A 24,457-nucleotide genomic window follows, 5' to 3' on the forward strand; every position below is an offset into this window, starting at 1 on the left:
TGTGATTCTCCTATTTTCGTATAGATGAAAGGAGCGAGTATGGAAGTAAAGAAATTATTGGCTATGTTTCGTGGAACAATTCCAAAAGATAGGGAGAAAATGGACCTATTTCTTCGTTATCAAGCGCAACATTTTGATGAGAAATGGCAAGACTTGGTAGAGAGTTTTTTGGCTGAAGAGGGCAAGATAGAAGAGATACCTCATGTGTATTCGTTTCATCAAGATATTATTTCTTTCCTAGAGGCTAGTTCTGAAAATAATGACCAAAATTTAGAAAGTTACACAAGAAATTTTGGACAAGCAGGTCTAAGTAAATTATCTCAATTAAGTAATTTTGAGAAAAACTTGGTGCTAGAAGTCGCAACCTATAATCTTTCCACTCGATTTTACATCCAATCTGAAAAAGAGAAGTTAGAACCATTAAGTGAGCTTGTATGTCTTCAGAATCAGGATGTCAATTTAGTCAATGTCTATCGGGTTGCGAATAATCTATCTGACCGCATTAGTAGAGATATAGAAGAGTTTCTTCTAATGGTTGATTCCAAAGAACTAACAAAAGAAGTTCTTGAGATTCATTTTGAAGAAAAAGAAGGAGATGTTCTAGCCTATTTGGGTTCAGAATTGATGGCTACTTTAGATACTGTTACGGATTTTGTCCATCATGAAGAAAACTACCAACAACTCCCACTGACACAAAAGCTGAAGATTATTACTCACTTTGATGATGTAAAAGCTAAAAGCGAAAGGTCTAAGCAAGTAGCGGAATCCTTATCTCCTTCAAGAGATATTGAACAGGAAACGGAAGAAACGAACTCCTTTTCTAATGTCGATAAAATTGTAGAAGAAGCTTTGAGGGAATATCCAATCGGTTCACAAGTAAGTTATAAAGGACAAGTATTTCAGTTGGTTTCGATTGAAAATGCACAGTTAAATGACTTAGTTCGCCTAGAGCTATTCAATGATTCCAACCAGTTATTTGAAGAGAATCCTATCTTATACTTGAACAGTTTGGAAGAGATTGAACAAGTATTGTCTCATTTGGAACTTGAAAAAGAAGATTCAGAGATTGAGATTGAATCACCAAGTGAAAGCCAGGAAATAGATTTGTTTTCCTATATGGAAGAGGATAATGAAAAGGAAAAGGATAAGGAAACAAAACCTTTAATTTCAGGTATAGAAGAGATGGATGTCCCCGTTCAAGATTTTGTTTTTCCAGATGATTTAGAGGACTTTTATCCTAAGACAAATCGAGAAAAGATTGAAACGAATATCGCCGCAATTGAACTTGTTAAAAGATTAGAAAAAGAGGGACGACAAGCGAATCCAGAAGAACAAGAGCTACTAGCCAAGTATGTCGGCTGGGGTGGTCTTGCCAATGAATTTTTCGATGAACTCAATCCAAAGTATGAAGCAGAACGTTTAACTCTTAAGAGTTTAGTAAGTAAATCAGAATACTCCACCATGAAACAAAGTTCTCTCACAGCCTATTATACAGATCCAATGATTATTCGCCAGATTTGGCAAAAGTTACTGGATGATGGTTTTGAGGGAGGAAGGATATTAGATCCTTCTATGGGGACTGGGAACTTCTTTGCGGCTATGCCTAGAAGTATACGAGAGAAATCAGAACTCTATGGGGTTGAATTAGACAGTGTGACAGGCGCAATCGCAAAACAACTCCACCCCAATACCCATATTGAAGTGCGAGGATTTGAAGAAGTGCCCTATCAAAATAATAGTTTTGATTTAGTCTTAACGAATGTTCCTTTTGGAAATTTTCGCATTGCCGATAAAAACTATGATAAACCTTATATGATTCATGATTACTTTGTCAAACACTCACTTGATTTAGTAAGAGACGGAGGACAAGTGTCGATTATCTCATCTATTGGGACAATGGATAAGCGGACAGATAATGTCTTACAAGAGATTAAATCCAACACTCATTTTTTAGGGGGAGTTCGTTTGCCGGATACGGCTTTTAAAAAGATTGCAGGTACTCGAGTGACCACAGATCTCCTCTTCTTTCAAAAGGATCAAGCAAAGAATCTTAATGAAGAGGAACTTGTTTTTAGTGGTTCTATTCTCTTTGAGGAGGATAAGCGTGTCTGGATCAATCCTTATTTTGATGGGAAATACAACACACAAGTTTTGGGTGAATATGAGGTACGTAATTTTAATGGAGGAACCCTCAATGTTAAGGGGGTATCAGAAACATTAGCTACTGACATAATGGAAGCATTAGAGAATGTGGAAGCACCTAAACCAATTGACAATTCTTTGAAAGCACCTGTTTTTATCCAAGAAGAAGTGGATAATTCTGTCCCAAGTCGTATACGTGAGGACTTAGCGCTGTATTCTTTTGGATATGAGGGAAATCAAATTTATTACCGAGATACGCATGGTATTCGAAAAAGCTCAAAAGTAGACGAAATTAGTTATTATATAGATGAGAAGGGAGAGTTTAAAGCTTGGGACAGTTCTTTGTCTGAACATAAAATAGACCGATTCGTGCAACTTCATTTGACTGATGAGGAAGCACTAGATGTTTACAAGTCAGAAGAAGCGAGTAAAAGAGGGAAATATAAGGGCTTGTTCAAAAAAACTGTATTTTATGAAAGTCCCTTATCAGATAAGGACATTAGTCGCATTAGGGGAATGGTTGATTTGAGAGAAACCTATCAATCCTTAATTGAAATTCAACGTCATCCAGATTATAGTCGAACAGATTTTCAGGTATTACTTAGTAAACTCAATCGTGAATATGACCGTTTTGTAAGTCAATTTGGATACTTGAATGCCTCAGTCAATCGGAACTTATTTGATAGTGACGATAAGTATTCCTTACTAGCTAGTTTAGAAGATGAATACATTGATTCTAAAAGTCAGAAAGTAAAATATAAAAAATCTTTAGCCTTTGAGAAAGCATTGGTTAGGCCGGAGAGAGTGATTGCAAGAGTTTCAACGGCTTTAGATGCCTTAAACTCCAGTTTATCGGATGGTAGAGGTGTTGATTTAGACTATATGGTATCAATTTATCCTGAACATAGCCAAGCTGCTATTTTAGATGAGTTAGGAGACCAGATTTTAATGGATCCAGAAAGCTATTTAAGAGGAGAAAGAAAATATCTTTCTAAGAATCAGTTTTTATCAGGAGATATTCTCAACAAGATAGAAGTAGTTCAACTATTAGTGGAGGAAAACAATCAAGAATATGATTGGAACCATGCTTTAGATTTGTTAGAATCTGTTCGCCCTCCACGGATTCATCTGGCAGATATTGAGTTTAAAATAGGATCACGTTGGATTCCTCAATCCGTTTATGGTAAATTTGCCTTTGAATGTTTTACCAATCGTGAATTTGAATTGTCTTCGCCAGATGTTGAACAAGTCATTGAAGTGAATCCTGTCGATGGCCAGGTTCATTTAAGGACATCATTTGCTTATCGCTATCCAAGTGCCAAAGATAGTAGTCTTGGAGTCAGTGGGTCACGTTATGATACAGGAAGAAAGATTTTTGAGAATTTACTAAATTCAAACCAACCGACGATTACCATGACTGTTACGGAAGGAGAAAAGAAAAAGACCATCACAGATTTGGAAAAAACCTCTGTTCTAAGAGCAAAAGAGCAGCATTTACAAGAACTCTTTCAAGACTTTGTCTCACGGTATCCAGAAGTCCAACAAGTCATTGAGGAAAGCTATAATCGTCTTTATAATCGAACAGTTAGTCGAGAGTATGACGGTAGTCATCTAGTCATTGATGGCTTGGCACAAAACATCAGTCTTCGTCCTCATCAAGAGAATGCCATTCAAAGAATCGTAGAAGAAAAAAGAGCCTTATTAGCTCATGAGGTAGGTTCAGGAAAGACCTTGACCATGCTTGGTGCTGGGTTTAAATTAAAGGAGTTGGGGATGGTTCATAAGCCCTTGTATGTAGTGCCCTCTAGTTTGTCTGCTCAATTTGGCCAAGAAATCATGAAATTTTTCCCTACTAAAAAGGTCTTTGTGACTACTAAGAAAGATTTTGTGAAGGCGAGAAGAAAACAATTTGTGTCACGTATTATTACAGGAGATTACGATGCCATTGTCATTGGGGATTCTCAATTTGAAAAAATCCCTGTCAGTAAGGAAAGACAGATGAACTATATCGAGGATAAACTCAATGAACTACGAGAGATTAAAACACATTCTGAAAATAAGTATACCGTTAAAGAAGCAGAGCAATCAATAAGTAGTCTAGAGAAACAATTGGAAGAACTGCAACGATTTAATCGTGATAGCTTTATTGATTTTGAAAACTTAGGAATTGATTTTCTCTTTGTGGATGAAGCACATCACTTTAAAAATATTCGTCCTATCACTGGACTTGGAAATGTAGCAGGGATTACCAATACAACGTCTAAGAAGAATGTGGATATGGAAATGAAGGTTCGACAGATTCAGGAAGAACATGATTTTAAGAATATTGTTTTTGCGACAGGTACACCTGTTTCCAATTCTATTAGTGAGTTATATACTATGATGAACTATATTCAACCAGATATCTTAAAACGCTATCAAGTTGATTATTTTGACTCTTGGGTAGGTGCTTTTGGAGAAATTCAAAACTCTATGGAATTAGCTCCTACAGGGGATAAGTACCAACCTAAGAAACGATTTAAAAAGTTTGTCAATCTACCTGAGTTGATGAAAATCTATAAAGAAACAGCCGACATTCAAACACAAGATATGTTGGATTTACCTGTTCCAGAAGCTCATATTATCCCAATTGAGAGTGAGTTAACTGAAAACCAGAAACTCTATTTAGAAGAATTAGTTATGAGGTCAGATATGGTCAAATGTGGAACAGTTGATCCGAGCCAGGATAACATGTTAAAGATAACAGGTGAGGCACGGAAACTAGCTATTGATATGCGTTTATTGGACTCTAGTTATAGTCTAGCAGACAATCATAAACTGCTTCAGGTAGTGGATAATGTTGAAAGAATTTATCGTGAGGGAATGGAAAATAAGGCTACTCAGATGATTTTTTCAGATATTGGCACCCCTAAGAAAAAGGATAATGGCTTTGATGTCTATTCTGAAATAAAGGCTTTATTAGTGGATAGAGGTATCCCTAGTAAGGAAATTGCCTTTGTACATGATGCCAATAGTGATGAAAAGAAGAATAGTTTGTCTCGAAAGGTCAATGCAGGAGAGGTGCGGATTCTCCTTGCCTCAACTGAAAAAGGAGGAACAGGTTTAAATGTTCAGAGCAAGATGAAAGCAGTTCATCACCTGGATGTACCGTGGAGACCAAGTGACATCCAGCAACGCAATGGACGGATTATCCGACAGGGAAATGAAAACAAGGAAGTGGATATTTACCACTACATTACTAAAGGTTCGTTTGATAATTATCTATGGGCAACTCAGGAGAACAAACTCCGCTATATTAAGCAGATTATGACTTCTAAGGAGCCGATTCGTGCTGCAGAAGACATTGATGAACAGACTATGACAGCTTCTGATTTTAAGGCACTAGCAACAGGTAATCCTTATCTCAAATATAAGATGGAACTAGAGAATGATCTAACTCTATTAGAAAATCAGAGACGAGCCTTTCAACGCAGCAAGGATCACTATCGTCATACAATATCTTATTGTGAAGAAAACATGCCCATCCTTGAGAAACGATTAAGTAAGTATGAAGGCGACATTCAACAGTCTGAAATGTCGAAAGATCAGGCATTTTCTATGATAGTTGGTAAACAAGCTTTTGAGCAACGAGCTGAAGCAGGGGAATCCCTACACCGTCTTATCCGTCATAATCAAGCTAACAGCAAAGAATTCCGTACCCTAGCAAGCTATCGAGGATTTGACATTAAAATGCTTAGTCTTCCAACAAATCAACCTCTTCCTGAAACCTTCTCTGTTAAGATTGTAGGAGAAAATCAATATTCTGTCAGTTTAGATTTGTATTCTCCTTTGGGAACAATTCAAAGGCTTCAGCATACGATTGATCACATTAAAGAGGACCAAGTGAAAACTCAGAACTTATTGGATGAATTAAAGGATAAATGGACTACTGCTAAGGTAGAAATTGAGAAAAATTTTCCAAAGGAAGAGGATTATCAAACTAAAAAGGCCGAATACGATGTACTCGCGCCATTGATTGAAACAGAAACGGATTTAGATATTATTGATCAAGCCTTAAGACAATTCCATGAAAAAGGAAACGAAAAGCAGGAACAACTTTCTTTTGAATTAGATTAAAAAATAGATACAAATAGCGGACAAGAAAAGAAAAGCGCGGTAAAATAAAGATAGAAAGAAACGAGGTAACGATTATGATGGAAGATACCTATTATCAATTAGAAGAGGCTTTGGTACAGGGATTTCAAACATCTGAAGAATACCAAGCCTACAAGGAGTTAAAGGAACATTATGAGGAAGTGACAGGCGATTACAGCTTTTCTATACGAGAATTCACTAGCCAATTGGAAATCGCTCTTCAGAATCATCGAGGTGTGGACTTTGAAGAACATGAAAGAGAGGAGTATTTGGAATTGGTTCAAAAACTAGAAGAGTTTGATTCCTCTCTTGCCACCCATTATCGTCAGTTAATTGATTAGAAAGGAGAGAGTCATGAATGATTTACTCCTTATCCCAGTAATTTTTTTAGCAGTAGGAGGAATTCTCATTCTTTTATGGAGACTCTTTCTTATTGTCAGTGGACTTTTCCTGATTGGTTTTGTCAGTTTTCTTATTTTCGTAGAAGTCTATGGAATTTATCTGTTCTTTACTGAACCTAGTTTATATTTTGATGATATCCGACAACATGGTTTAACTAGTTTTACGGTTGTGTACCTTTTCATCAATCTGATGTTGGTTCTAGGATTCAGTTGGCGCTTCATTAACTCCATAAATAAGAAAAAAATATGAACTTTTTAGATAATCAAAAGACTTTATCTGAATCTAAATTCGGATAAGGTTTTTTATTTGCCTTGATTCTTTCATATACTTCATAGCTAAATTGGAGCAATAATTTATGATAATTTTTATCCTTACTATTATTACTTGTATTTATGGCTTGTTTATGTCGTTCAATATGAGAAAGAGCTCTTCTCAAATTTTCTTCTTTTAAATTTTTCATAGTTACATTATAAGATGAAGACATCTAGTTTTGATTTTTTTCTCTGAACTGTACGATTTTGCGCCTGAAATGTAGGAATCACCTTTCGTTAAGGTGTGATAAAACTTACAAGTTCTTTTTGTTATTCTTGACCTAGTTTTTATAGAAAGAAGGTCTAAGATGTTAAATAAAGTCAAAACTAAAGCCTTAATTAGTGTTGGAGCAGTAGCCGCAACTAGCTTTATTCTCATGATGGGATATACTGCTGGTCAACATTCTACTGCTAAACAAAGTCGCAAAGAAATCGAATTGGCTGCAGCTAAACTTGTAGAGGACAAACAAGCAGAAGATAAAGCCAGCATTTTGTCATCGGATACTGTAAAAGAATTTTTGACTCAGTACTATACGAAAGAAAAGCTCGGAGAAAATAATACACGTATTCAACCTTATATGACTGAATCGGCTTATTCTCAAGAATTGTCAAGTCAAAATGATGCCATGAACCAAGTTTATAAGGACTATATTTTGGATTATCATTTTGAAAAAGCAGATATCTTTGTCAATCAGACTACGAATCAAGCTATTGCCATGGTCTCTTATAATGTAACCTATGTATCTGATTTAAAGAATGCCAACCAATCAAAGACTAATCAGACAGAAACAAGAACAGTTAAGTTATCCTATTCTAAACTACCTGGTAAGTTATTGGTCAACCAAGTACAGGTTTGGAAATCTGGGTTAGATGATTTAGATAAGGCAACTCCTAAAACTTTAGAAGAATCATCATCAATACCATCACTGCCAAATACTACGACAAAATGATGATATTGCATGAAAATAGAAGAATGTAAGCAAATTTCAATTCTTGATGTAGCCAATCGTTTAGGTATCTCCTGTAAACAAGTTTCTAGCCGTGTCTATGAACATCCTGAACACGATTCATTCCGAATTTTTTCAACTACCAATACTTTTAAATGGTTTTCAAGAGATATTCAAGGTGATGTTATTGATTTTGTTCGACTTGTTAAGGGAATCTCTTTTAAAGAAGCTCTAGCTTTTCTTTCTGAAGAACCTTTTCAAAAAGAAGCTGTTCAAGAAAAAAGAGAGAGACCATTTTATTATACTTTAAAGAGAGTAGAAGATTCTAACTGTAGTCTGGCCAGATATTACTTAACAAAATGTAGAGGAATCTCAGAAGAAATCATACAAAAGATGATTCAACAAGGTTTGATAGCACAAGCTAGTTGGAAAACAAATGAGACAGTTGAACCAGTTATCGTTTTTAAAAGCTTTGATCATCGTCACAAGCTGCAGGCAGCAAGCTTACAAGGGATATATAAGAATCACTCTCTTCCTAGAGAGAGGTTAAAAACGATTCTAAAAGGAAGCTATGGACATGTTGGAATATCCTTTGACATTGGTAAACCAAATAGACTGGTCTTTTGTGAATCGTTCATCGACTTAATGAGTTATTACGAGCTACATCAACAAAATCTATCAGATATTCGCTTGGTATCTATGGAGGGATTAAAAAGGTCTGTTGTCGCTTATCAAACTTTACGACTGATAGCTGAAGAAAATCAGAAGTTGGAATTTTTAGATACAGTAACACCTTCAAAGTTATTGTCTTTGATCAATACAATTCGTGATACCACCAGCTATTTTGATAATCATCCTGATTTATTGACACTGGCAGTAGATTGTGATGATGCAGGTAAAGATTTTTCTGATAAGTTATCTAGATCAGGATTTCCTGTTTTACTGGATTTACCTGATAATGAGTCTGGGAAAGAAAAACGAGACTGGAATGATGTCCTTAGAGAAAAGAAATCAGATTTACAATTGATGATCGAGACTGCAAAAGAGACATTGAGGAATCAACCAGTAAGGCAAACCTCTCAATGTTTAGAATTGTGATAACAAAATCAAGATGTTTTAGCTAATATTAGAATGAAGGAGGATCGTATATGACCATTATTGAACGCTTAGAAGAAAAGGTCACTAGGCAAGAAAGCAAGGTAGCAAGAGAGTCAGAAAAACTAGCTGCTTATAAAGAGCAACTAGAGACAGCGATGTTTGCGACGTTCAAAAGGCGTCAAAGCATTAGTCACATGAGTTTTGAAGAAGCTCTTGACCATGCATTTGGCAAAGAAAGACAATTCGATGATTCTGAATTTAGAAAGGATGAAATGAGTGAATGACAAAAGATTGGAATTTTAATCAACCATTAGAAAGCAAATCAGAAAATCAAGAAGATCCAGATAAAATTGCGGCCTTATTTGGAAATCATCAAGGAGGTAATGATGTAAATTATGAAGCAGCTTTTCAAAAGCGTAAACAAGCACCTGTGACGGAATCAAATTCTAGTTCTAAACCCAAAGTTACAGAGGTTAGAACAGGAAAAGAGACAGATATCACTACAAGTTATCAGCAACATCTTAAAAGACTGATTGCGGATAACAATAGCGATATTCAAAGTAGTCAAAAGAAAATTGAAGAGCTACATACTTTGATTGACACAAAGAATAAAGACAATAAGAAATTGCAGTCCATTTATGATGCGATTTCCGAATTACACTAAGCAGTCTTGATAGGCTGCTTTTTTTGAGAGGTTATAGATGTTTACAACATTTTTTAAGAAAAAACAAGACAATAGTGATGTATTTAAGCAACTAATTCATCGACTATCTGATATGTCTGTCCAAGATCTTGAAAAAATAGACCGACTGCTAGATATCATTTTCACTCCAGATCAAGGATCAGAACAACTAAAAACAGAATCAACTTATAGAGAAGAAACTTTGGACGACACATTAAAGGAAGCTAAGAATCAACTTCATAAGGAACAATTGGAGAAGAATTTAGAGAGATTTAGGAAAAATAGTCAATAACGCACCAATTTTGGTGCATTGTGCTTTTTTATGCTATAATTGAATTATAAAAATAAAGGAGTTTGCCATGATTGGAAAGAACATAAAATCCTTACGTAAAACACATGACTTAACACAAGACGACTTTGCCCGAATTGTAGGTATTTCACGAAATAGTCTGAGTCGTTATGAAAATGGAACGAGTTCAGTCTCTACGGAATTAATTGACATCATTTGTCAGAAGTTTAATGTATCTTATGTCGATATTGTAGGAGAAGATAAAATGCTCAATCCTGTTGAAGATTATGAATTGACTTTAAAAATTGAAATTGTGAAAGAAAGAGGTTCTAATCTATTATCTCGACTCTATCGCTATCAAGATAGTCAGGGAATTAGCATTGATGATGAATCTAATCCTTGGATTTTAATGAGTGATGATCTATCTGACTTGATTCATACGAGTATCTATTTAGTAGAAACTTTTGATGAAATAGAGAGATATAGCGGTTATTTGGATGGAATTGAACGTATGTTAGAGATATCTGAAAAACGGATGGTAGCCTAATGGAAATCCAAGATTATACCGATAGTGAATTCAAACATGCTTTAGAGCGGAACATTCGCTCACTGACAAGAGGAAAAAAGTCCAGTAAGCAACCTATAGCGATTTTGCTTGGAGGGCAAAGTGGTGCTGGTAAGACTACAATTCATCGTATTAAACAGAAAGAATTTCAAGGAAATATTGTTATCATAGATGGTGATAGTTTTCGTTCTCAGCATCCACACTATTTAGAACTGCAGCAAGAATATGGCAAAGACAGTGTTGAATACACCAAATATTTTGCAGGTAAAATGGTAGAGTCTTTAGTAACAGAATTGAGTAGTTTGGGATACAATCTTTTGATAGAGGGAACTTTACGAACAGTTGATGTTCCAAAGAAAACAGCACAACTCTTGAAAAATAAGGGATATGAGGTACAATTAGCCATAATCGCAACCAAGCCCGAATTGTCCTATCTGAGTACTCTTATCCGATACGAAGAACTGTATGCTGTCAACCCAAATCAAGCACGCGCAACTCCAAAAGAACATCATGATCTCATTGTAAATCATCTAGTTGATAATACACGGCAATTGGAAGAACTAGCTATCTTTGAAAGAATTCAAATTTACCAACGAGATAGAAGTTGTGTATATGATTCAGGAGAAGATAAAACTTCAGCAGAAACCGTTCTTCATGATTTACTATTTGGAGAATGGAATCAAGTTGAGAAAGAGATGCTTAAATCTGGAGAAGAAAGATTGAAAGATTTAACGAATCGAAATGATTGTTAGATCTCAAATTATAAAATAAACTATACTTATAATTTTTGTTAGTTGTTTGAGCTGGGCGAAAAGTTTTTAAAATCAAAAAAAACGCATAGTATCAGGTGTTGAAAAAGCTTGATATTATGCGTTTTCTTGTGGGAAGATTTACTCCATTTTCTTCAGGAATTAAGATTTTGTCCAGCCTCAAAAGTTCTAATCAATTTTAATAACTCAGAAAAAGAAGACTGACAAAATTTAACTTAACAGACGAAACTATAAAAGTTGGCGACTTGAAATTGGATAAATCACAATTTGACATTCCAAAGAAAGTGACCATCCTTTCTTCACGAGTTGCACCAGTCTATAAAAATGTCAATGGCGAAAGCATTGCGACAGAAGAAGTAGCTAAAATTACTTGCTCTGTACAAGATACAGACAAAATCCAAGCCTTGAAAGACCTGGGCTATTCCCTTGATGACCTCAAGGGTATTCGCTTGGAGATTGTAGACAATCTTGACAAGTTGGCTAAATCCGTTGAAAAGGATGAGCTGAACTCACTTGTAGTAGAACTTGTCAATCCAGAAGTCCACCTTAGTTGGCGAGCTAATAATAATGGTGGTGGAAATTGGGGAGGCTTAAAACTAGTGGCAACTGATATTAAATTTATTGGAGCCTAGACATGGATAACTCAGTGATGTTAGACTACTTAGCCGTAACGATTAAATGCTTAGCTCCAGATGATGTCATTGAGAAAATCCTCATTCTTCCTAAAGATAAGTTTGTTCTCAATGAATGGGGGATAAACAAGTACCAAAGGCATTATGCCTTCTCAGAGATAAAGGTTAACTTCAATAAAGACTGGGAATCAAAAATGGGAGTTTTTATCGAACTGAGAGGGCAGGGGTGCCGTCAGTATGAAGAATACATGGAAAGCAATGTCAATAACTGGGTAACCCTGATGAAACGCATTTCTGAATGCCATAGTAACTTTACAAGACTAGATATCGCCAATGATATTTTTGATGATAGCCTATCCGTCCCGCTTATTTATAGTTATTGTAAAAAGCAAAAAGACACCATGAGAGGAGCTGTAGAAAGGCTGGAAAAGTTGATTAATAATAAGAACTAAGTGTTGAAAGGAGGATACTGCCTCCTTCTCTATTTGACATAGATATTTTTTTAGGATATAATTTAATCCGAAATCAGACTAAAAGAGATGTAAGGAATTATTTTGGAAACAGATTTTATAAAGCAATTATCAGTACAAGAGAAAGAATTCTCATCTCTTTATCGTGTCATGGCTAAGAATTTTGGGCTATCTGAGAGTAGCGTGTGGGTCTGTTATTTTTTATTAGTAAATAGTGGTGATATCACTCAGCAGGACTTGGTTGAACAGATGATGTTCCCAAAACAAACCATTCACTCTTCGGTAAAAAAGTTGAGTGCTGACCAATATGTAAGGGTGACGCCACTACCAAGTTCTCGTAAGAGTAAGAAATTGTCCTTGACTGAAAAAGGCAAAACTTATATAGAGATGACCGTTGCTAAAATAGTGGAAGCAGAAAAAGAAGCAATAAGGGGCATGGGGCAAGAGGATATGCAAAAATATGTTGAACTTCAAGGAAAATATCTAACTCTTGTGAAGAATGAATTTACTAAAGCTGAGCTGTTAACTTTAACTGACAATATGGAGAATAATTGATGGAAATAGATAGTATTGAAATTTTTGGTGCTAAAGAGCACAATCTAAAAGACTTTGATGTGACGATTCCTAAGAATAAGCTAGTGGTTTTTGCAGGTGTTTCAGGTTCGGGGAAGTCTTCCCTTGTCTTTGATACGCTAGCAAGAGAAAGTAGTAGACAGTGGCAGGATAGTTATCCTCTCTTTTTACGGAACAAGCTACCTCACTATGAGCGTCCTCACGTAGACGAAATTAAAAATTTACCCCCATCTATCGTTGTCAATCAGAAAGCTTTAAGGACTAATACTCGTTCAACAGTCGGGACGGCTATGGACATTGCTCCGCTTATTCGTCTGCTGTTTTCACGGGTTGGTCAACCGAGTGCGGGTGGCTCAATGGCTTATTCTTTCAATCATCCTGCAGGGATGTGTCCTATTTGTACTGGGATTGGGAAGGTTTATCAGTTAATTGAGGATAAGATTTTTGATACCACAAAATCATTGAATGAAGGTGCTATTAATTTTAGTCAATTTTCGAGTGGCTGGCAGGCTTATCTTTACAAAAATAATCCTTTACTTGATGCAGATAAAAAGTTAGCTGATTTTTCTGAGGAAGAATGGCAGATTTTGCGAGAAGGAAGCGATGAAATAGTCAAGGTTGAATTTCGTTCTAATAATACGGGGAGTGTGGACCGTGTTGACTATGAAGGTGTAATTCCGCGTTTCTACCGCCTCTATCTGAAAAGGGATATTTCTAAGCTGAAAAAATCATTGCAAGAAGAAGTGCTATCTCTTGTCATCCAGGTACCTTGTGCCAGTTGTGAAGGCTCAGGACTAAACCCCAAGGCCTTAGCTTCTAAGATAAACGGGCATAATATTGTTGACTATATGAACTTATCAGTCAGTGAACTCTTGCCTTTACTTGAAGAAGTTGATAGTCCTTTAGGTCAATCATTAGTTGCACAAATCAAGTATGCTATTAAGCGGATGGAGACAGTTGGGATTGGTTATTTATCTTTGTCTCGGAAGACAGAAACCTTATCAGGTGGTGAGATACAACGGGTCAAGTTGGTGCGACACATTGGTTCCAGCCTAAGTAATGTCAACTACGTTTTTGATGAACCGACTGCAGGTCTGCACCCTCATGATGCCGAGAAAATCGGTCAGCTCTTGTTGGATTTAAGAGATAAGCACAACAATATTTTGGTTGTGGAACATAGCCGACAAATGTTAGCTTTAGCGGATGAAGTCATTGAATTGGGACCATTGGCTGGTCGGGAAGGCGGTAGGCTAATTTTTCAAGGAAGTCTTGTAGAGTTGCAAAAAGCTGACACCTTCACAACCCGTGTCCTAAAACAACCACTTAGACTGAATCAAGACCCACTAGCTTGGACAGAATATTTTGCCATCAAAGATGCTACTGCAAATAATCTTAAACAGGTTAATACAAAAATCCCTAAGGGAATCTTGACCGCAGTAACGGGTGTCGCGGGTTCAGGGAAGAGCTCTCTGATTGGTGTCGAATTTATCGAAAATTACCCAGATGCCATTATCATCGATCAAAAACCTATTGGTACCTCCATTCGTTCCACACCAGCAACTTACTTAGGAATAATGGATGAAATTCGAAAATTATTTGCCAAAGCCAACAATGTAACCCCTAGTTGGTTTAGCTATAATTCAAAAGGTGCTTGTCCAATTTGCAAGGGAACTGGAAAAAACGTTTATGACATGGCTTTTGCGGATTCAGTTGAGGTCGTTTGTGAGGAGTGCGGGGGTCACCGTTATAATCCTAAAGCGCTCAGCTATCGTTATCAGAATTTCACAATTGAAGAGATTTTGAATCTAACTGTCGAAGAAGCATTAACAGTTTTTTCTTCGAACGATAAGATTTGTCAATCTCTGTCAGTCATGAAGGAAGTTGGCTTAGATTATCTGACTTTAGGTCAGCCCACAAGTACCTTGTCAGGTGGAGAAGTGCAACGAGTTAAGTTAGCTAGTAAGTTACAAGAGTCAGGACAAATCTTTGTTCTCGACGAACCAAGCACAGGTCTGCATGGTAAGGATGTTGAACAACTGCTTAGTTTACTAAGACGCCTCGTCAATCAAGGGAATACGGTTGTGATGATTGAACATCGCTTAGAACTTATTGCTCAAGCTGATTGGATAATTGATTTAGGACCCGAGGGCGGAAAGAATGGGGGTTATATTTTATTCGAAGGCAAACCAAGAGATATTATCAGTTGTGAAGAGTCTCAAACGGGGAAATATTTGAAAGAAATTTTAAATTTCAGTTAAAATACGTCAATTGCTTCTAATCAGACAAAACCACATTATAAAAACAAAAAAGCCTAGAAACGTTGATTTCATAGGCTTTTGGTATATTGTCTTACTTAACTTCTGATAAGTAGAAGATTTATATTTGTAGTTAATCTTATGCCCTTGTAAAATTTTTGTATTTTTGAATGTTTTCTTAAGAAATAATATTTAAAATACAGAGATAAAATATATCCAAATAAAGAATAGTGTAAAATTTGAATTACCTTCATAGCTTTCCTTTCATATTATAATAGTTTATCAAATGAAGAAAGATTAGTATTATTGAGATACTAAAAAGTATCTATTTCATCATGAAATGTCTAAATTAAGAAAATTTCTACCATTTGAGATAGTATAGAAACCATTTGAGATTTTTATAATTTAATTTCCATCATTCTGATAAGATTAAACTGATTGAAGGAGGCTAAATATGAAAGACTACATTTTATATCAAGATAGAGCTATAGTAAAGGTACCACTCTCTAAAATTTATTTTGTTACAACTCACCCAACAAAAGCTCATGCTGTTCTTTTTGTAACAGCCGAAGGGAATTTTAAAGCTTCAACCTCACTATCCAAAATTGAAGCAGAAAGTACAGAAGAACTTATTAGATGCCATAGAAAGTTTCTTGTGAATAAAGATAAAATAACAGGATTTAACCATGAGACAAGAACGATTATGTTTCTGGATGATAGTGTATCAGACATTGCTTGTTCTAAAGACACTTTACAATATTAAAAAATCAGTGGAAAAATATATAAGAGTGAAATAGTGAATATTTTTATACTAGAAGATAATTTTTTACAACAGACTAGAATTGAAAATATTGTCAAAAAAATTTTGGTTGATAGTAAGATTGAGTATAGGCATTTTGAGGTTTATGGAAAACCTCAACAGCTTTTAGAGGACATTTCAGAGAGAGGAAGTCATCAATTATTTTTTCTTGATATTGAAATAAAAGATGATGACAAAAGAGGACTAGACGTTGCTAGAGAAATTAGAAAACTTGATTCTCAAGCAGTGATTGCTTTTGTAACATCACATTCTGAGTTTATGCCTGTATCTTTTGAATATTTAGTATCAGCTATTGATTTCATTAATAAAGAATTACCTGAACCATTATTTATTAAACGAATTGAAAATGTTATTTCAAGTGTTAGCGATAATCAAGGAAGAACAGTATCTGGGGACTCTTTTATATTTACAGGATTCAAAGCTCAAATTCAAGTGCCTTTTAAAGATTTATTGTACATTGAAACATCGACAATTGCTCATAAATTGACTCTTTATTCAAAAAGTGACATAGTTGAATTCTATGGGCAATTATCTGAAATTATTGAACAGGAACCACGTTTATTTCAATGTCATAGATCGTTTATCGTAAATCCTTATAATATATCTTTAATTGATAAAGAAAATCGGGTAGTTCATTTTCAAAACGGGTCTTCTTGTATTGTCTCTAGGTTAAAAATTCGTTCACTCTTGAAAGTTGTAGAAAGACTTCATGACTAAGGAGATTTAGATGATATTTTTACTAGATATTATAGGTGTTTTTTTATTGTATAATCTTATTCTTCATTATCAATCATCAAACACTCCGCCTGTAAGCTGGTACGTGAGGTAAATGTGCTCCAAGGTTTTGACAATTCGCGTCACATGAAGTTATTTAAGCATCTCCTTTTTTTTTTTACCATTTTCTGTTATAATAAATTGTACTTCTAAAATAGAAAGGTCTTAAGATGACAACTCTTATTAAACATAAACGTGTAGAATTTTCAGAACTTTTTTATGACTTAGTTTTTGTTTTTGCGATTTCAAAAGTAACTGCTTTAATTCACCATCTTCATAACGGTATTTTGACTTGGAATTCTTTCCTTGATTTTTTCATTGCTATTTTGGTTCTCATCGATTCCTGGATGATTCAAACCGATTATACCAATCGCTATGGAAAGAACTCTTTATTTAACATGGTAATCATATTTATCAAAATGGGACTTTTACTCTTTATAGCCAATATGATTGGACCTGATTGGCAACAATATTTTCATTATCTCTGTTGGGCTATTGGTACATTAACCCTTACCTTATTTTTTCAATATTTGGTTGAGTTTTTTAAAAAATCAACCGATAATGTTCATAGGGAAAGTATCAAAGGTTTTCTATGGATAACAGGTCTACGAAGTTTAGAAATCTATCTAGCAGCTCTTCTTCCTATTTACATTGGAGTCTATATCCTTTATGCTAGTATTCTGCTAACATTTATTACGCCAAGTATCTTGCTTAATAAAGATAAGCATTACCAGGTAAATCTCCCCCATTTAATCGAGCGCATCTCCCTTCTTGTCATTATTACGTTTGGAGAGATGATTACGAATCTAGCTAACTTCTTTACAATCGAGAATTTCTCGATTTATTCGGTTCTTTATTTCATTATTATGATTTCTCTGTTCTTGTTTTATTTTGGTCAATTCGACCATGCTATTGATGAAAAATCTAATCAAAAGGGACTATTTCTAATTTACAGTCACTATCCTATTTTCATTGGACTTATGATGATGACTGTATCGATGAGTTTTCTTCAGAATCCTGAAGCTAATCGTCTCTTTGCAACCAGCTTCTCTTATATCGGATTTGGCCTCTTTCAAGCTGCTGTCCTAGTAAATGGGTCCTATAACAAACACTATCTTCGCTATTCGAAAAGTTACTACTGTGTCCAAGCGACACTCTATCTGGCTGCCTTTATTCTCTCTTTGATCTTTGCTTCTAATCCTATAATAGTAGTGAGTATAACAACCATTTTAGCTCTAGCTATAGCCATTCATTTTATTTATTTTTATATGACACAGAATAAAAAATATTCCAAATCTAACTGGGAGTTATTTTAATGAGTTTATAACATTAAAAAGCTTTGGGAACCAAGGCTTTTTTTTCATTAATTTGTTTTTCTATTTTATCCTCCAATTTGATCTCGCACTGACATTTGTTTATAACAAAACTATATATCTAGAATAGCATAAACATTAGGTATTATAGGTTTTCAAACCAAATACGAGTCATTCGTTTTTGCCCCACTTTTGCCACGTTTTTAAAGCCTGACATTGAAAACACCTAGAAGTATTTCCCTAAAATCAGCTATATTTCAACACTTTTGTTTATTTTCAATATGAAAAGTTCTTACAAATTCATGATGGAGGCATCGTTCTAATCGGCTTAAAACTAATCCCATTACTTTCAAATGTATTGAAGTAAGGAGAGTAACGTCATTACTGACAAAGTCTAATTTAATTTACTAATCTAGTAAATTTATTCTTTTAGATAACTAGGTATTTAAATATAGTACTACTAATTTATTTATTTAAAATTACAAATCTATTGGTAGCTTTTTGGTAGCTAAACAGACAAATTTTATAATGTTTATCAAAGTGAACATAAAAAGAATGTTGATTTGTCAGCATTCTTTTTTATTTCAAATGTATTCTCGGAATTAGAACTTGGGGGTTATTAAACTCTTGATTTTTTCAACAAGCTATGGTATTCTTTTGTTAGTTAATAAACTTACAAAAAGGAGAACAAATGTTTTCACCTACTAAATTAAAAGAAAAAAGAGAAAGTCAAGGGTTATCGCAATCACAACTTGCATCCAGTTTGGGAATCAGTAGAGTCTCATACTTTAATTGGGAATCAGGTAAAACAAAACCGAATCAAAATAATCTAAGTAAGTTGAGCCAGATTTTAACTGTCGACCCTTGCTATTTTGAATCAGAGTATGAAATAGTTGAAACTTATCTCAAACTAACGGAAAAGAATCAAAAAGCGACACTTCATTATGCTACAGAATTGTTGAACAAACAGAATGAGAAGGTTGTAGACATTCCTGAGCGTTTTGCTTATAAGGTCTACGAAAAATTATCAGCTGGTACAGGAACAGCTTATTTTGATGATGGTAATTACGATACAGTTTACTTTAATCACCAATTTGATTATGACTTTGCATCATGGGTGTTTGGTAATTCGATGGAACCAACATATGAAAATGGTTCTGTAGCCCTTATTAAGCAAACAGGATTTGATTATGATGGAGCTATCTATGCCATAGATTGGGATGGTCAAACCTATATCAAGAAAGTGTATCGTGAAGAAAATGGGCTACGTTTAGTTTCACTCAATCGGAACTATTCAGATAAGTTTGCGCCTTATGATGAGAATCCTCGTATCATAGGGAAAATTGTTGGAAACTTTATGCCTTTAGAGGACTGAGTATGACTTGGTTTGATTATAGTCTCGAACCTAAAAGCGATATTGCCTTTATTGATATGAAATCTTTTTACGCAAGTGTAGAGTGTGTAGATAGAGGCCTGCATCCACTTAAGACTTCACTTTGTGTTATGAGTCGAGCAGATAATTCTGCTGGGTTAATCCTTGCTTCCTCTCCTATGTTTAAGAAGGTATTTGGGAAATCAAATGTTGGACGTTCCTATGATTTACCATTTGATGTAAAGACTAGAAAGTTCTCTTACTATAATGCTAGAAAGCAAGGGTTACCGACAACGATAGACTATGTTCACTATATAGAGGAATGGGCAAAATCAACTGTGATTGTTCCTCCGAGAATGGATACTTATATTGCAGTCAATATGGAGATTCAAAAAATCTTTCAAGATTTTGCAGCACCAGACGATATTTATCCCTACTCAATTGATGAAGGATTTATAGATTTAACCAGTTCATTAAATTATTTTGTGCCTGATAAAAGTATTAGTCGAAAAGATAAGTTAGACATCATCTCAGCTGCTATTCAAAAAAAGATTTGGAGAAAAACAGGAATTTATTCAACGGTAGGTATGTCTAATGCCAATCCCTTATTAGCGAAGTTAGCACTAGATAATGAAGCTAAAAAGACTCCGACAATGAGAGCCAATTGGTCCTATGAAGATGTTGAAAAGAAAGTATGGTCTATCCCTAAAATGACAGATTTCTGGGGAATTGGGAATCGTATGGAGAAAAGATTACATAGTTTAGGCATCTTTTCGATTAAAGAATTGGCACAAGCTAATCCTGACTTGATTAAAAAAGAGCTTGGTATCATGGGCTTAGAGTTATGGTTTCATGCTAATGGGATTGATGAAAGTAATGTTCATAAACCTTATAAGCCAAAGTCAAAAGGGATAGGGAACTCTCAAGTTTTACCTAGAGATTATGTCAAACAAAGAGATATTGAGATCATACTTCGTGAGATGGCAGAACAAGTTGCTGTTAGATTGAGAAGAGCTGGTAAGAAAGCAACTGTAGTTTCTATACACTTAGGGTATTCTAAAGTGGAACAGAAACGATCTATTCATACTCAAATGAAGATTGAACCAACTAATCAAACAGCACTACTGACAAACTATGTTTTAAAGTTATTTCACACTAAATATACTTCAGGAGCTATCAGAAGTGTTGCAGTGAGCTATTCAGGTTTAGTAGATGAATCATTTGGATTGATCTCATTATTTGATGATGTTGAGAAAATAGAAAAAGAAGAAAGGCTCCAGTCCGCAATCGATGCTATTCGAACAGAATTTGGTTTTACTTCATTATTGAAAGGGAATGCCCTGGATCAGGCTTCCAGAACAATTGCAAGAAGTAAACTCATTGGTGGTCATTCAGCTGGAGGATTAGATGGACTAAAATGATGAATCGTTCTTATTTACCTTTTTTGTCTGCAAGAGAGTATCAAGACCGTGGGATGGCTAAGTGGTTGGGATTCTTTTTGTCAGAACATTCAAGTTCTCTTTGGGAAGAAAAAAATAGAGAAGATATCTCCATTTCCCTATCAACGGAAGAGAAAGTTCTATTTGTTCGTCAACTTTATACGAATGCATTCCCAGCAACTTTTGTTTGTAAGCTCTCAAATAGAAGAAAAGTAGTCTCGGGTATTGTTAAAGAGATGGGGAGAAAGTCTATATCCATTAAATCAGACTTTGGTTTTTTTCGCTTAAAATGGGAAGATATACTCGATATACAGATAGAAGGGGTAGATTTATATGAATCGTAAAGAATTATATGATGATAAATTGCAGCTAGATTATTTTTCTGATTCTTATTTACGGTTTGAGTCAGATTTTTACAAGTATTCTGCTTTAGACATACCATTAACATTTATCACTGATGATATTTTACGTACAATGGCTATGTCTCAAAAACATTATTTTAAACTTAATAAAAGTAAATCTTTAGATAATCGTGATCATTATTTTGTTTTTTCTATCAAGATGAACAAAGATAGTAGTGGGATTAGGCAGTATGAATATCAAAGACATTGTTTTAGTTTGTAAGAGTCCGACAGGGCTCTTTTTTCTGTGATAATTTTATCAAAAAATATTTGTTATACTTTTTTTAATTTAGATTTATCTTGGGGGTTTGGGGGCGTACCACCACATTTTCATATCGTTTGTTTTTTGAACCGTGAGGTTTGAAATGGCAGGCGATATGATTTTTGAGATATTGTGTCCACAATATCTGAGCTCGCAAAGCCTTACAAAAATGTTGAAGCTGTTTTGAAAAATGTACTGACAGTGTCTGTAAGCTTACATTGTCAGTACAGGTATCAATAAAGGATGAAAAGTCATATGAAAAGAGATATACGTAGTATTCGGAAACAATTTCGCTTAACAGAAACGGAAGAAAAACAAATACTAGATTTAATGAGAGAGAAAGGAGAGGACAATTTTTCTGATTTTCTCCGTAAAAGCTTACTATTGTCTGATGGACAAAAACAGATGGAAAAATGGTTCAACCTTTGGAAAAAACAAAAGTTGGAACAAATTAGCCGTGATGTTCATGAAATATTAATAATTTCTAAAATAAATCATCAGGTTACTCAAGAACATGTTTCTATTTTGTTAACTTGTATTCAGGAATTAATTAAAGAGGTAGAAAAAACAAGTCCTCTTAGTGAAAATTTTCGTAACAAATACATGAGGTAGTAGAGTGGAGCACCGATATAGAACAAATTTAAAAAAAGTCTTTCTATCTGATTTAGAATTAGTCAAATTGAATGAAAATATCTCAAAAAGTAACTGCTTATCATTCTCAGAATATGCTAGACGAACTCTACTAGATCCTGGTATGAATTTTATCACCATTGATACAAATAGTTATCAAGATTTGATTTTTGAATTAAAACGAATCGGAAATAATATTAATCAAATAGCCAGAAGCATAAATTATTCGAACTTAATAACGGAAGTTGAATTAGATGAATTGAGAAAAGGTATAGAAGAGTTAATAGTAGAAGTGGAGAAAGATTTTCTTATCCAATCTGAAAAATTGAGGAAATTTTATGGTCATCACTAAACACTTTGCGATACATGGAAAAAATTATCGTTGTAAATTAATTAAATATATTTTGAATCCAAGTAAAACAAAAAACCTAACACTAGTTTCAGATTTTGGTATGAGAAATTATTTAGATTTTCCAAGTTATAAAGAACTAGTGAAGATGTACAATGATAATTTTTTAAGTAATGATACTCTTTATGAATTTCGTCATGATAGGCGAGAAGTAAATCAACGAAAAATTCATTCTCATCATATCATTCAGTCCTTTTCTCCAGATGACCATCTAACTCCCGAACAAATCAATCGGATTGGTTATGAGACAGTTAAAGAGTTGACAGGAGGTAGATTTCGTTTCATTGTAGCAACTCATGTCGATAAAGATCATATCCACAATCACATCATCCTAAATTCAATTGATCAGAATTCTGATAAAAAGTTTCTATGGGATTATAAGGCAGAACATAATCTACGAATGGTTTCTGATCGTCTTTCAAAAATTGCAGGGGCAAAAATTATAGAAAATCGTTATTCCCATCGTCAGTATGAAGTTTATCGCAAAACAAATTACAAATATGAAATAAAACAACGAGTATATTTTCTAATCGAGAACTCGAAAAATTTTGAAGATTTCAAGAAAAAAGCAAAAGCTTTACATTTAAAAATTGATTTTAGACACAAGCATGTTACTTTTTTTATGACTGATTCAAATATGAAACAAGTCGTACGTGATAGTAAATGGAGTAGAAAACAACCTTATAATGAAACTTATTTTAAGAAAAAGTTTGTTCAAAGGGAAATCATAAACATCTTAGAATTTTTACTTCCGAAAATGAAGAATATGAATGAATTGATTCAACAAGCAGAATTTTTTGGATTAAAAATAATTCCGAAAGAAAAACATGTTCAATTTGAATTTGATGAGATAAAGCTTTCAGAACAGGAATTGGGAAAAATGAATCGGTATAGTGTTAGCTATTTTCAAGACTATTTTAATAACAAAAATGAAACTGTTGTCTTAGATAATAAAAATTTAGTTGAACTTTACAATGAAGAAAAGCTAATTAAAGAAAAAGAGTTGCCGACAGAAGAGGTGGTATGGAAATCCTATCAAGATTTCAAGAGAAATAGGGATGCAGTTCATGAGTTTAAAGTAGACTTGAATCTTAATCAAGTTGAAGAAGTAGTAGATGATGGAATTTATATTAAGGTACAGTTTGGTATTCGACAAGAAGGACTTATTTTTGTACCAAATATTCAAATCAATATGGAAGAAGAAAAAGTTAAAGTATTTATCAGAGAAACTAGTTCTTACTATGTATATCATAAAGATTCAGCAGAAAAAAATCGCTTTATGAAAGGTAAAACTTTGATTAGGCAGTTTAATCTTCAGTATGAACCGCAGTATATGTATAGAAGAATTCCTCTTAGCAAAATTAAAGAAAAAATAGAACAATTAGATTTTCTTATATCTTCAGAAAATAGTCCGAATACTTTTGAAGACATAACAAAAGATTTCATTGACCAAATATCATATCTAGAGAATATGATTCAACAAGTCCAAGATAAAATTGATAATTTGTCTAGTTTAGAGGAAATATTGTTGAATGATACGGAAAATAGTTCAGGAAATTTAGAAAATAATATTAAAGTCAAGATATCAGTAGACACAATAGAGAAAGATTTATACGTATATAAAGGAAGGATTGAAAAACTGAAGGAACAACATAGAGAAGCTATAAATTTATTTGAGATGTTTAATCGTACGATAAAGAACTACCAGAAAACAAAAGATACGAAATCTAGCAAGGAAAATGAGATACATATAGAGTGAATAATTTC

General features: G+C 34.3%; 24 protein-coding genes and 1 pseudogene. 24 read left to right on the forward strand and 1 reads right to left on the reverse strand.

The features are described from left to right. The first annotated feature begins 39 nt into the window (after positions 1-39). The 3 genes from HMPREF9380_RS05980 to HMPREF9380_RS05970 all read left to right on the forward strand — a co-directional run bounded on the left by HMPREF9380_RS05980 (position 40) and on the right by HMPREF9380_RS05970 (position 6,927). Positions 40-6,258, forward strand: a complete 6,219-nt coding sequence (locus HMPREF9380_RS05980) for a DEAD/DEAH box helicase family protein (RefSeq protein WP_173361591.1) — start codon at positions 40-42, stop codon at positions 6,256-6,258. A 74-nt stretch (positions 6,259-6,332) separates the two neighbouring features. Then, positions 6,333-6,617: a DUF5962 family protein gene (locus HMPREF9380_RS05975; protein WP_002933285.1), complete on the forward strand. Its 285-nt coding sequence runs from the start codon at positions 6,333-6,335 to the stop codon at positions 6,615-6,617. 13 nt (positions 6,618-6,630) lie between these two features. Further along, complete coding sequence (locus HMPREF9380_RS05970; RefSeq protein ID WP_032907324.1) at positions 6,631-6,927, forward strand: DUF5966 family protein; 297 nt, start codon at positions 6,631-6,633, stop codon at positions 6,925-6,927. 13 nt (positions 6,928-6,940) lie between these two features. On the opposite strand, the gene HMPREF9380_RS05965 is transcribed toward HMPREF9380_RS05970, so the two are convergent. After that, complete coding sequence (locus tag HMPREF9380_RS05965) at positions 6,941-7,138, reverse strand: hypothetical protein (protein WP_002933288.1); 198 nt, start codon at positions 7,136-7,138, stop codon at positions 6,941-6,943. Between the two features lie 159 nt (positions 7,139-7,297). Between HMPREF9380_RS05965 and HMPREF9380_RS05960 the strand changes: the two genes are divergently transcribed. The 21 genes and pseudogenes from HMPREF9380_RS05960 to HMPREF9380_RS05860 all read left to right on the forward strand — a co-directional run bounded on the left by HMPREF9380_RS05960 (position 7,298) and on the right by HMPREF9380_RS05860 (position 24,449). Continuing rightward, positions 7,298-7,939 carry a hypothetical protein gene (locus tag HMPREF9380_RS05960; RefSeq protein ID WP_000933082.1) on the forward strand — a complete coding sequence of 214 codons (642 nt, stop codon included), beginning with the start codon at positions 7,298-7,300 and terminating at the stop codon, positions 7,937-7,939. Between the two features lie 9 nt (positions 7,940-7,948). Further along, entirely contained in the window at positions 7,949-9,034 is a 1,086-nt protein-coding gene (locus tag HMPREF9380_RS05955; protein WP_002933291.1) for a toprim domain-containing protein, read from the forward strand. Between the two features lie 50 nt (positions 9,035-9,084). Continuing rightward, the gene (locus tag HMPREF9380_RS05950) at positions 9,085-9,318 is read left to right on the forward strand and encodes a DUF5965 family protein (protein ID WP_002933293.1); all 234 of its coding nucleotides are present in this window, start codon (positions 9,085-9,087) and stop codon (positions 9,316-9,318) included. Then, on the forward strand, positions 9,315-9,698 hold the full coding sequence (locus tag HMPREF9380_RS05945) for a DUF5945 family protein (protein ID WP_002933294.1): 384 nt from the start codon (positions 9,315-9,317) through the stop codon (positions 9,696-9,698). The genes HMPREF9380_RS05950 and HMPREF9380_RS05945 overlap by 4 nt, the downstream gene beginning before the upstream one ends. A 37-nt stretch (positions 9,699-9,735) precedes the next feature. After that, positions 9,736-10,008 carry a hypothetical protein gene (locus tag HMPREF9380_RS05940; protein ID WP_002933295.1) on the forward strand — a complete coding sequence of 91 codons (273 nt, stop codon included), beginning with the start codon at positions 9,736-9,738 and terminating at the stop codon, positions 10,006-10,008. A 67-nt stretch (positions 10,009-10,075) separates the two neighbouring features. Next, positions 10,076-10,552, forward strand: coding sequence for a type II toxin-antitoxin system antitoxin PezA (gene pezA, locus HMPREF9380_RS05935; RefSeq protein WP_000579598.1), 477 nt, complete (start codon positions 10,076-10,078; stop codon positions 10,550-10,552). Then, the gene (pezT, locus tag HMPREF9380_RS05930) at positions 10,552-11,322 is read left to right on the forward strand and encodes a type II toxin-antitoxin system toxin PezT (protein ID WP_002933296.1); all 771 of its coding nucleotides are present in this window, start codon (positions 10,552-10,554) and stop codon (positions 11,320-11,322) included. Before pezA ends, pezT begins: the two co-directional genes overlap by 1 nt. Before the next feature lie 218 nt (positions 11,323-11,540). Then, on the forward strand, positions 11,541-11,972 hold the full coding sequence (locus HMPREF9380_RS05925; RefSeq protein WP_032907328.1) for a hypothetical protein: 432 nt from the start codon (positions 11,541-11,543) through the stop codon (positions 11,970-11,972). 2 nt (positions 11,973-11,974) lie between these two features. Further along, positions 11,975-12,364 (forward strand): annotated as a pseudogene (locus HMPREF9380_RS05920) (replication initiation factor domain-containing protein); the annotation flags it as partial. A 162-nt stretch (positions 12,365-12,526) separates the two neighbouring features. Beyond that, a complete protein-coding gene (locus tag HMPREF9380_RS05915) occupies positions 12,527-12,997 on the forward strand; it encodes a MarR family transcriptional regulator (RefSeq protein WP_000447038.1) in 471 nt (156 codons plus the stop codon). Continuing rightward, positions 12,997-15,273, forward strand: a complete 2,277-nt coding sequence (locus tag HMPREF9380_RS05910; RefSeq protein WP_002933299.1) for an ATP-binding cassette domain-containing protein — start codon at positions 12,997-12,999, stop codon at positions 15,271-15,273. The genes HMPREF9380_RS05915 and HMPREF9380_RS05910 overlap by 1 nt, the downstream gene beginning before the upstream one ends. A gap of 451 nt (positions 15,274-15,724) precedes the next feature. After that, a complete protein-coding gene (locus HMPREF9380_RS05905) occupies positions 15,725-16,033 on the forward strand; it encodes a LytTR family transcriptional regulator DNA-binding domain-containing protein (RefSeq protein ID WP_000656274.1) in 309 nt (102 codons plus the stop codon). 33 nt (positions 16,034-16,066) lie between these two features. After that, positions 16,067-16,807 (forward strand): response regulator transcription factor, encoded by a 741-nt coding sequence (locus HMPREF9380_RS05900; RefSeq protein ID WP_002933301.1) that lies wholly within the window; start codon positions 16,067-16,069, stop codon positions 16,805-16,807. 227 nt (positions 16,808-17,034) lie between these two features. After that, a complete protein-coding gene (locus HMPREF9380_RS05895; protein WP_002933302.1) occupies positions 17,035-18,180 on the forward strand; it encodes a low temperature requirement protein A in 1,146 nt (381 codons plus the stop codon). 688 nt (positions 18,181-18,868) lie between these two features. Then, positions 18,869-19,552 carry a LexA family transcriptional regulator gene (locus HMPREF9380_RS05890; RefSeq protein WP_000492701.1) on the forward strand — a complete coding sequence of 228 codons (684 nt, stop codon included), beginning with the start codon at positions 18,869-18,871 and terminating at the stop codon, positions 19,550-19,552. Between the two features lie 2 nt (positions 19,553-19,554). After that, positions 19,555-20,970 (forward strand): Y-family DNA polymerase, encoded by a 1,416-nt coding sequence (locus HMPREF9380_RS05885; RefSeq protein ID WP_002933303.1) that lies wholly within the window; start codon positions 19,555-19,557, stop codon positions 20,968-20,970. Then, positions 20,967-21,332, forward strand: coding sequence for a hypothetical protein (locus tag HMPREF9380_RS05880; protein ID WP_002933305.1), 366 nt, complete (start codon positions 20,967-20,969; stop codon positions 21,330-21,332). Before HMPREF9380_RS05885 ends, HMPREF9380_RS05880 begins: the two co-directional genes overlap by 4 nt. Then, positions 21,322-21,612, forward strand: a complete 291-nt coding sequence (locus HMPREF9380_RS05875) for a DUF5960 family protein (protein ID WP_001080188.1) — start codon at positions 21,322-21,324, stop codon at positions 21,610-21,612. Before HMPREF9380_RS05880 ends, HMPREF9380_RS05875 begins: the two co-directional genes overlap by 11 nt. Before the next feature lie 294 nt (positions 21,613-21,906). Then, positions 21,907-22,263 carry an SAG1252 family conjugative relaxosome accessory protein gene (locus HMPREF9380_RS05870; protein ID WP_032907334.1) on the forward strand — a complete coding sequence of 119 codons (357 nt, stop codon included), beginning with the start codon at positions 21,907-21,909 and terminating at the stop codon, positions 22,261-22,263. Positions 22,264-22,267: 4 nt separating this feature from the next. Continuing rightward, on the forward strand, positions 22,268-22,633 hold the full coding sequence (locus tag HMPREF9380_RS05865) for a MobC family plasmid mobilization relaxosome protein (RefSeq protein WP_002933308.1): 366 nt from the start codon (positions 22,268-22,270) through the stop codon (positions 22,631-22,633). Beyond that, positions 22,620-24,449 carry an SAG1250 family conjugative relaxase gene (locus HMPREF9380_RS05860; protein WP_002933310.1) on the forward strand — a complete coding sequence of 610 codons (1,830 nt, stop codon included), beginning with the start codon at positions 22,620-22,622 and terminating at the stop codon, positions 24,447-24,449. The genes HMPREF9380_RS05865 and HMPREF9380_RS05860 overlap by 14 nt, the downstream gene beginning before the upstream one ends. Positions 24,450-24,457 lie beyond the last annotated feature (8 nt).

The organism is Streptococcus sanguinis SK49, from assembly GCF_000212815.1.
Classification (GTDB): Bacteria; Bacillota; Bacilli; order Lactobacillales; family Streptococcaceae; genus Streptococcus; species Streptococcus sanguinis_C.

Excerpts from the sequence above, each read along its gene's own strand:
- HMPREF9380_RS05980 (WP_173361591.1), top strand. The coding sequence starts at position 40 with ATGGAAGTAAAGAAATTATTGGCTATGTTTCGTGGAACAATTCCAAAA.
- HMPREF9380_RS05945 (WP_002933294.1), top strand. The coding sequence starts at position 9,315 with ATGACAAAAGATTGGAATTTTAATCAACCATTAGAAAGCAAATCAGAA.
- HMPREF9380_RS05970 (WP_032907324.1), top strand. The coding sequence starts at position 6,631 with ATGAATGATTTACTCCTTATCCCAGTAATTTTTTTAGCAGTAGGAGGA.
- HMPREF9380_RS05890 (WP_000492701.1), top strand. The coding sequence starts at position 18,869 with ATGTTTTCACCTACTAAATTAAAAGAAAAAAGAGAAAGTCAAGGGTTA.
- HMPREF9380_RS05910 (WP_002933299.1), top strand. The coding sequence starts at position 12,997 with ATGGAAATAGATAGTATTGAAATTTTTGGTGCTAAAGAGCACAATCTA.
- HMPREF9380_RS05870 (WP_032907334.1), top strand. The coding sequence starts at position 21,907 with ATGAAAAGAGATATACGTAGTATTCGGAAACAATTTCGCTTAACAGAA.
- pezT (WP_002933296.1), top strand. The coding sequence starts at position 10,552 with ATGGAAATCCAAGATTATACCGATAGTGAATTCAAACATGCTTTAGAG.
- HMPREF9380_RS05950 (WP_002933293.1), top strand. The coding sequence starts at position 9,085 with ATGACCATTATTGAACGCTTAGAAGAAAAGGTCACTAGGCAAGAAAGC.
- HMPREF9380_RS05885 (WP_002933303.1), top strand. The coding sequence starts at position 19,555 with ATGACTTGGTTTGATTATAGTCTCGAACCTAAAAGCGATATTGCCTTT.
- HMPREF9380_RS05880 (WP_002933305.1), top strand. The coding sequence starts at position 20,967 with ATGATGAATCGTTCTTATTTACCTTTTTTGTCTGCAAGAGAGTATCAA.
- HMPREF9380_RS05875 (WP_001080188.1), top strand. The coding sequence starts at position 21,322 with ATGAATCGTAAAGAATTATATGATGATAAATTGCAGCTAGATTATTTT.
- HMPREF9380_RS05960 (WP_000933082.1), top strand. The coding sequence starts at position 7,298 with ATGTTAAATAAAGTCAAAACTAAAGCCTTAATTAGTGTTGGAGCAGTA.
- HMPREF9380_RS05975 (WP_002933285.1), top strand. The coding sequence starts at position 6,333 with ATGATGGAAGATACCTATTATCAATTAGAAGAGGCTTTGGTACAGGGA.
- HMPREF9380_RS05955 (WP_002933291.1), top strand. The coding sequence starts at position 7,949 with ATGAAAATAGAAGAATGTAAGCAAATTTCAATTCTTGATGTAGCCAAT.
- HMPREF9380_RS05860 (WP_002933310.1), top strand. The coding sequence starts at position 22,620 with ATGGTCATCACTAAACACTTTGCGATACATGGAAAAAATTATCGTTGT.
- HMPREF9380_RS05895 (WP_002933302.1), top strand. The coding sequence starts at position 17,035 with ATGACAACTCTTATTAAACATAAACGTGTAGAATTTTCAGAACTTTTT.
- HMPREF9380_RS05965 (WP_002933288.1), bottom strand. The coding sequence starts at position 7,138 with ATGAAAAATTTAAAAGAAGAAAATTTGAGAAGAGCTCTTTCTCATATT.
- HMPREF9380_RS05905 (WP_000656274.1), top strand. The coding sequence starts at position 15,725 with ATGAAAGACTACATTTTATATCAAGATAGAGCTATAGTAAAGGTACCA.
- pezA (WP_000579598.1), top strand. The coding sequence starts at position 10,076 with ATGATTGGAAAGAACATAAAATCCTTACGTAAAACACATGACTTAACA.
- HMPREF9380_RS05940 (WP_002933295.1), top strand. The coding sequence starts at position 9,736 with ATGTTTACAACATTTTTTAAGAAAAAACAAGACAATAGTGATGTATTT.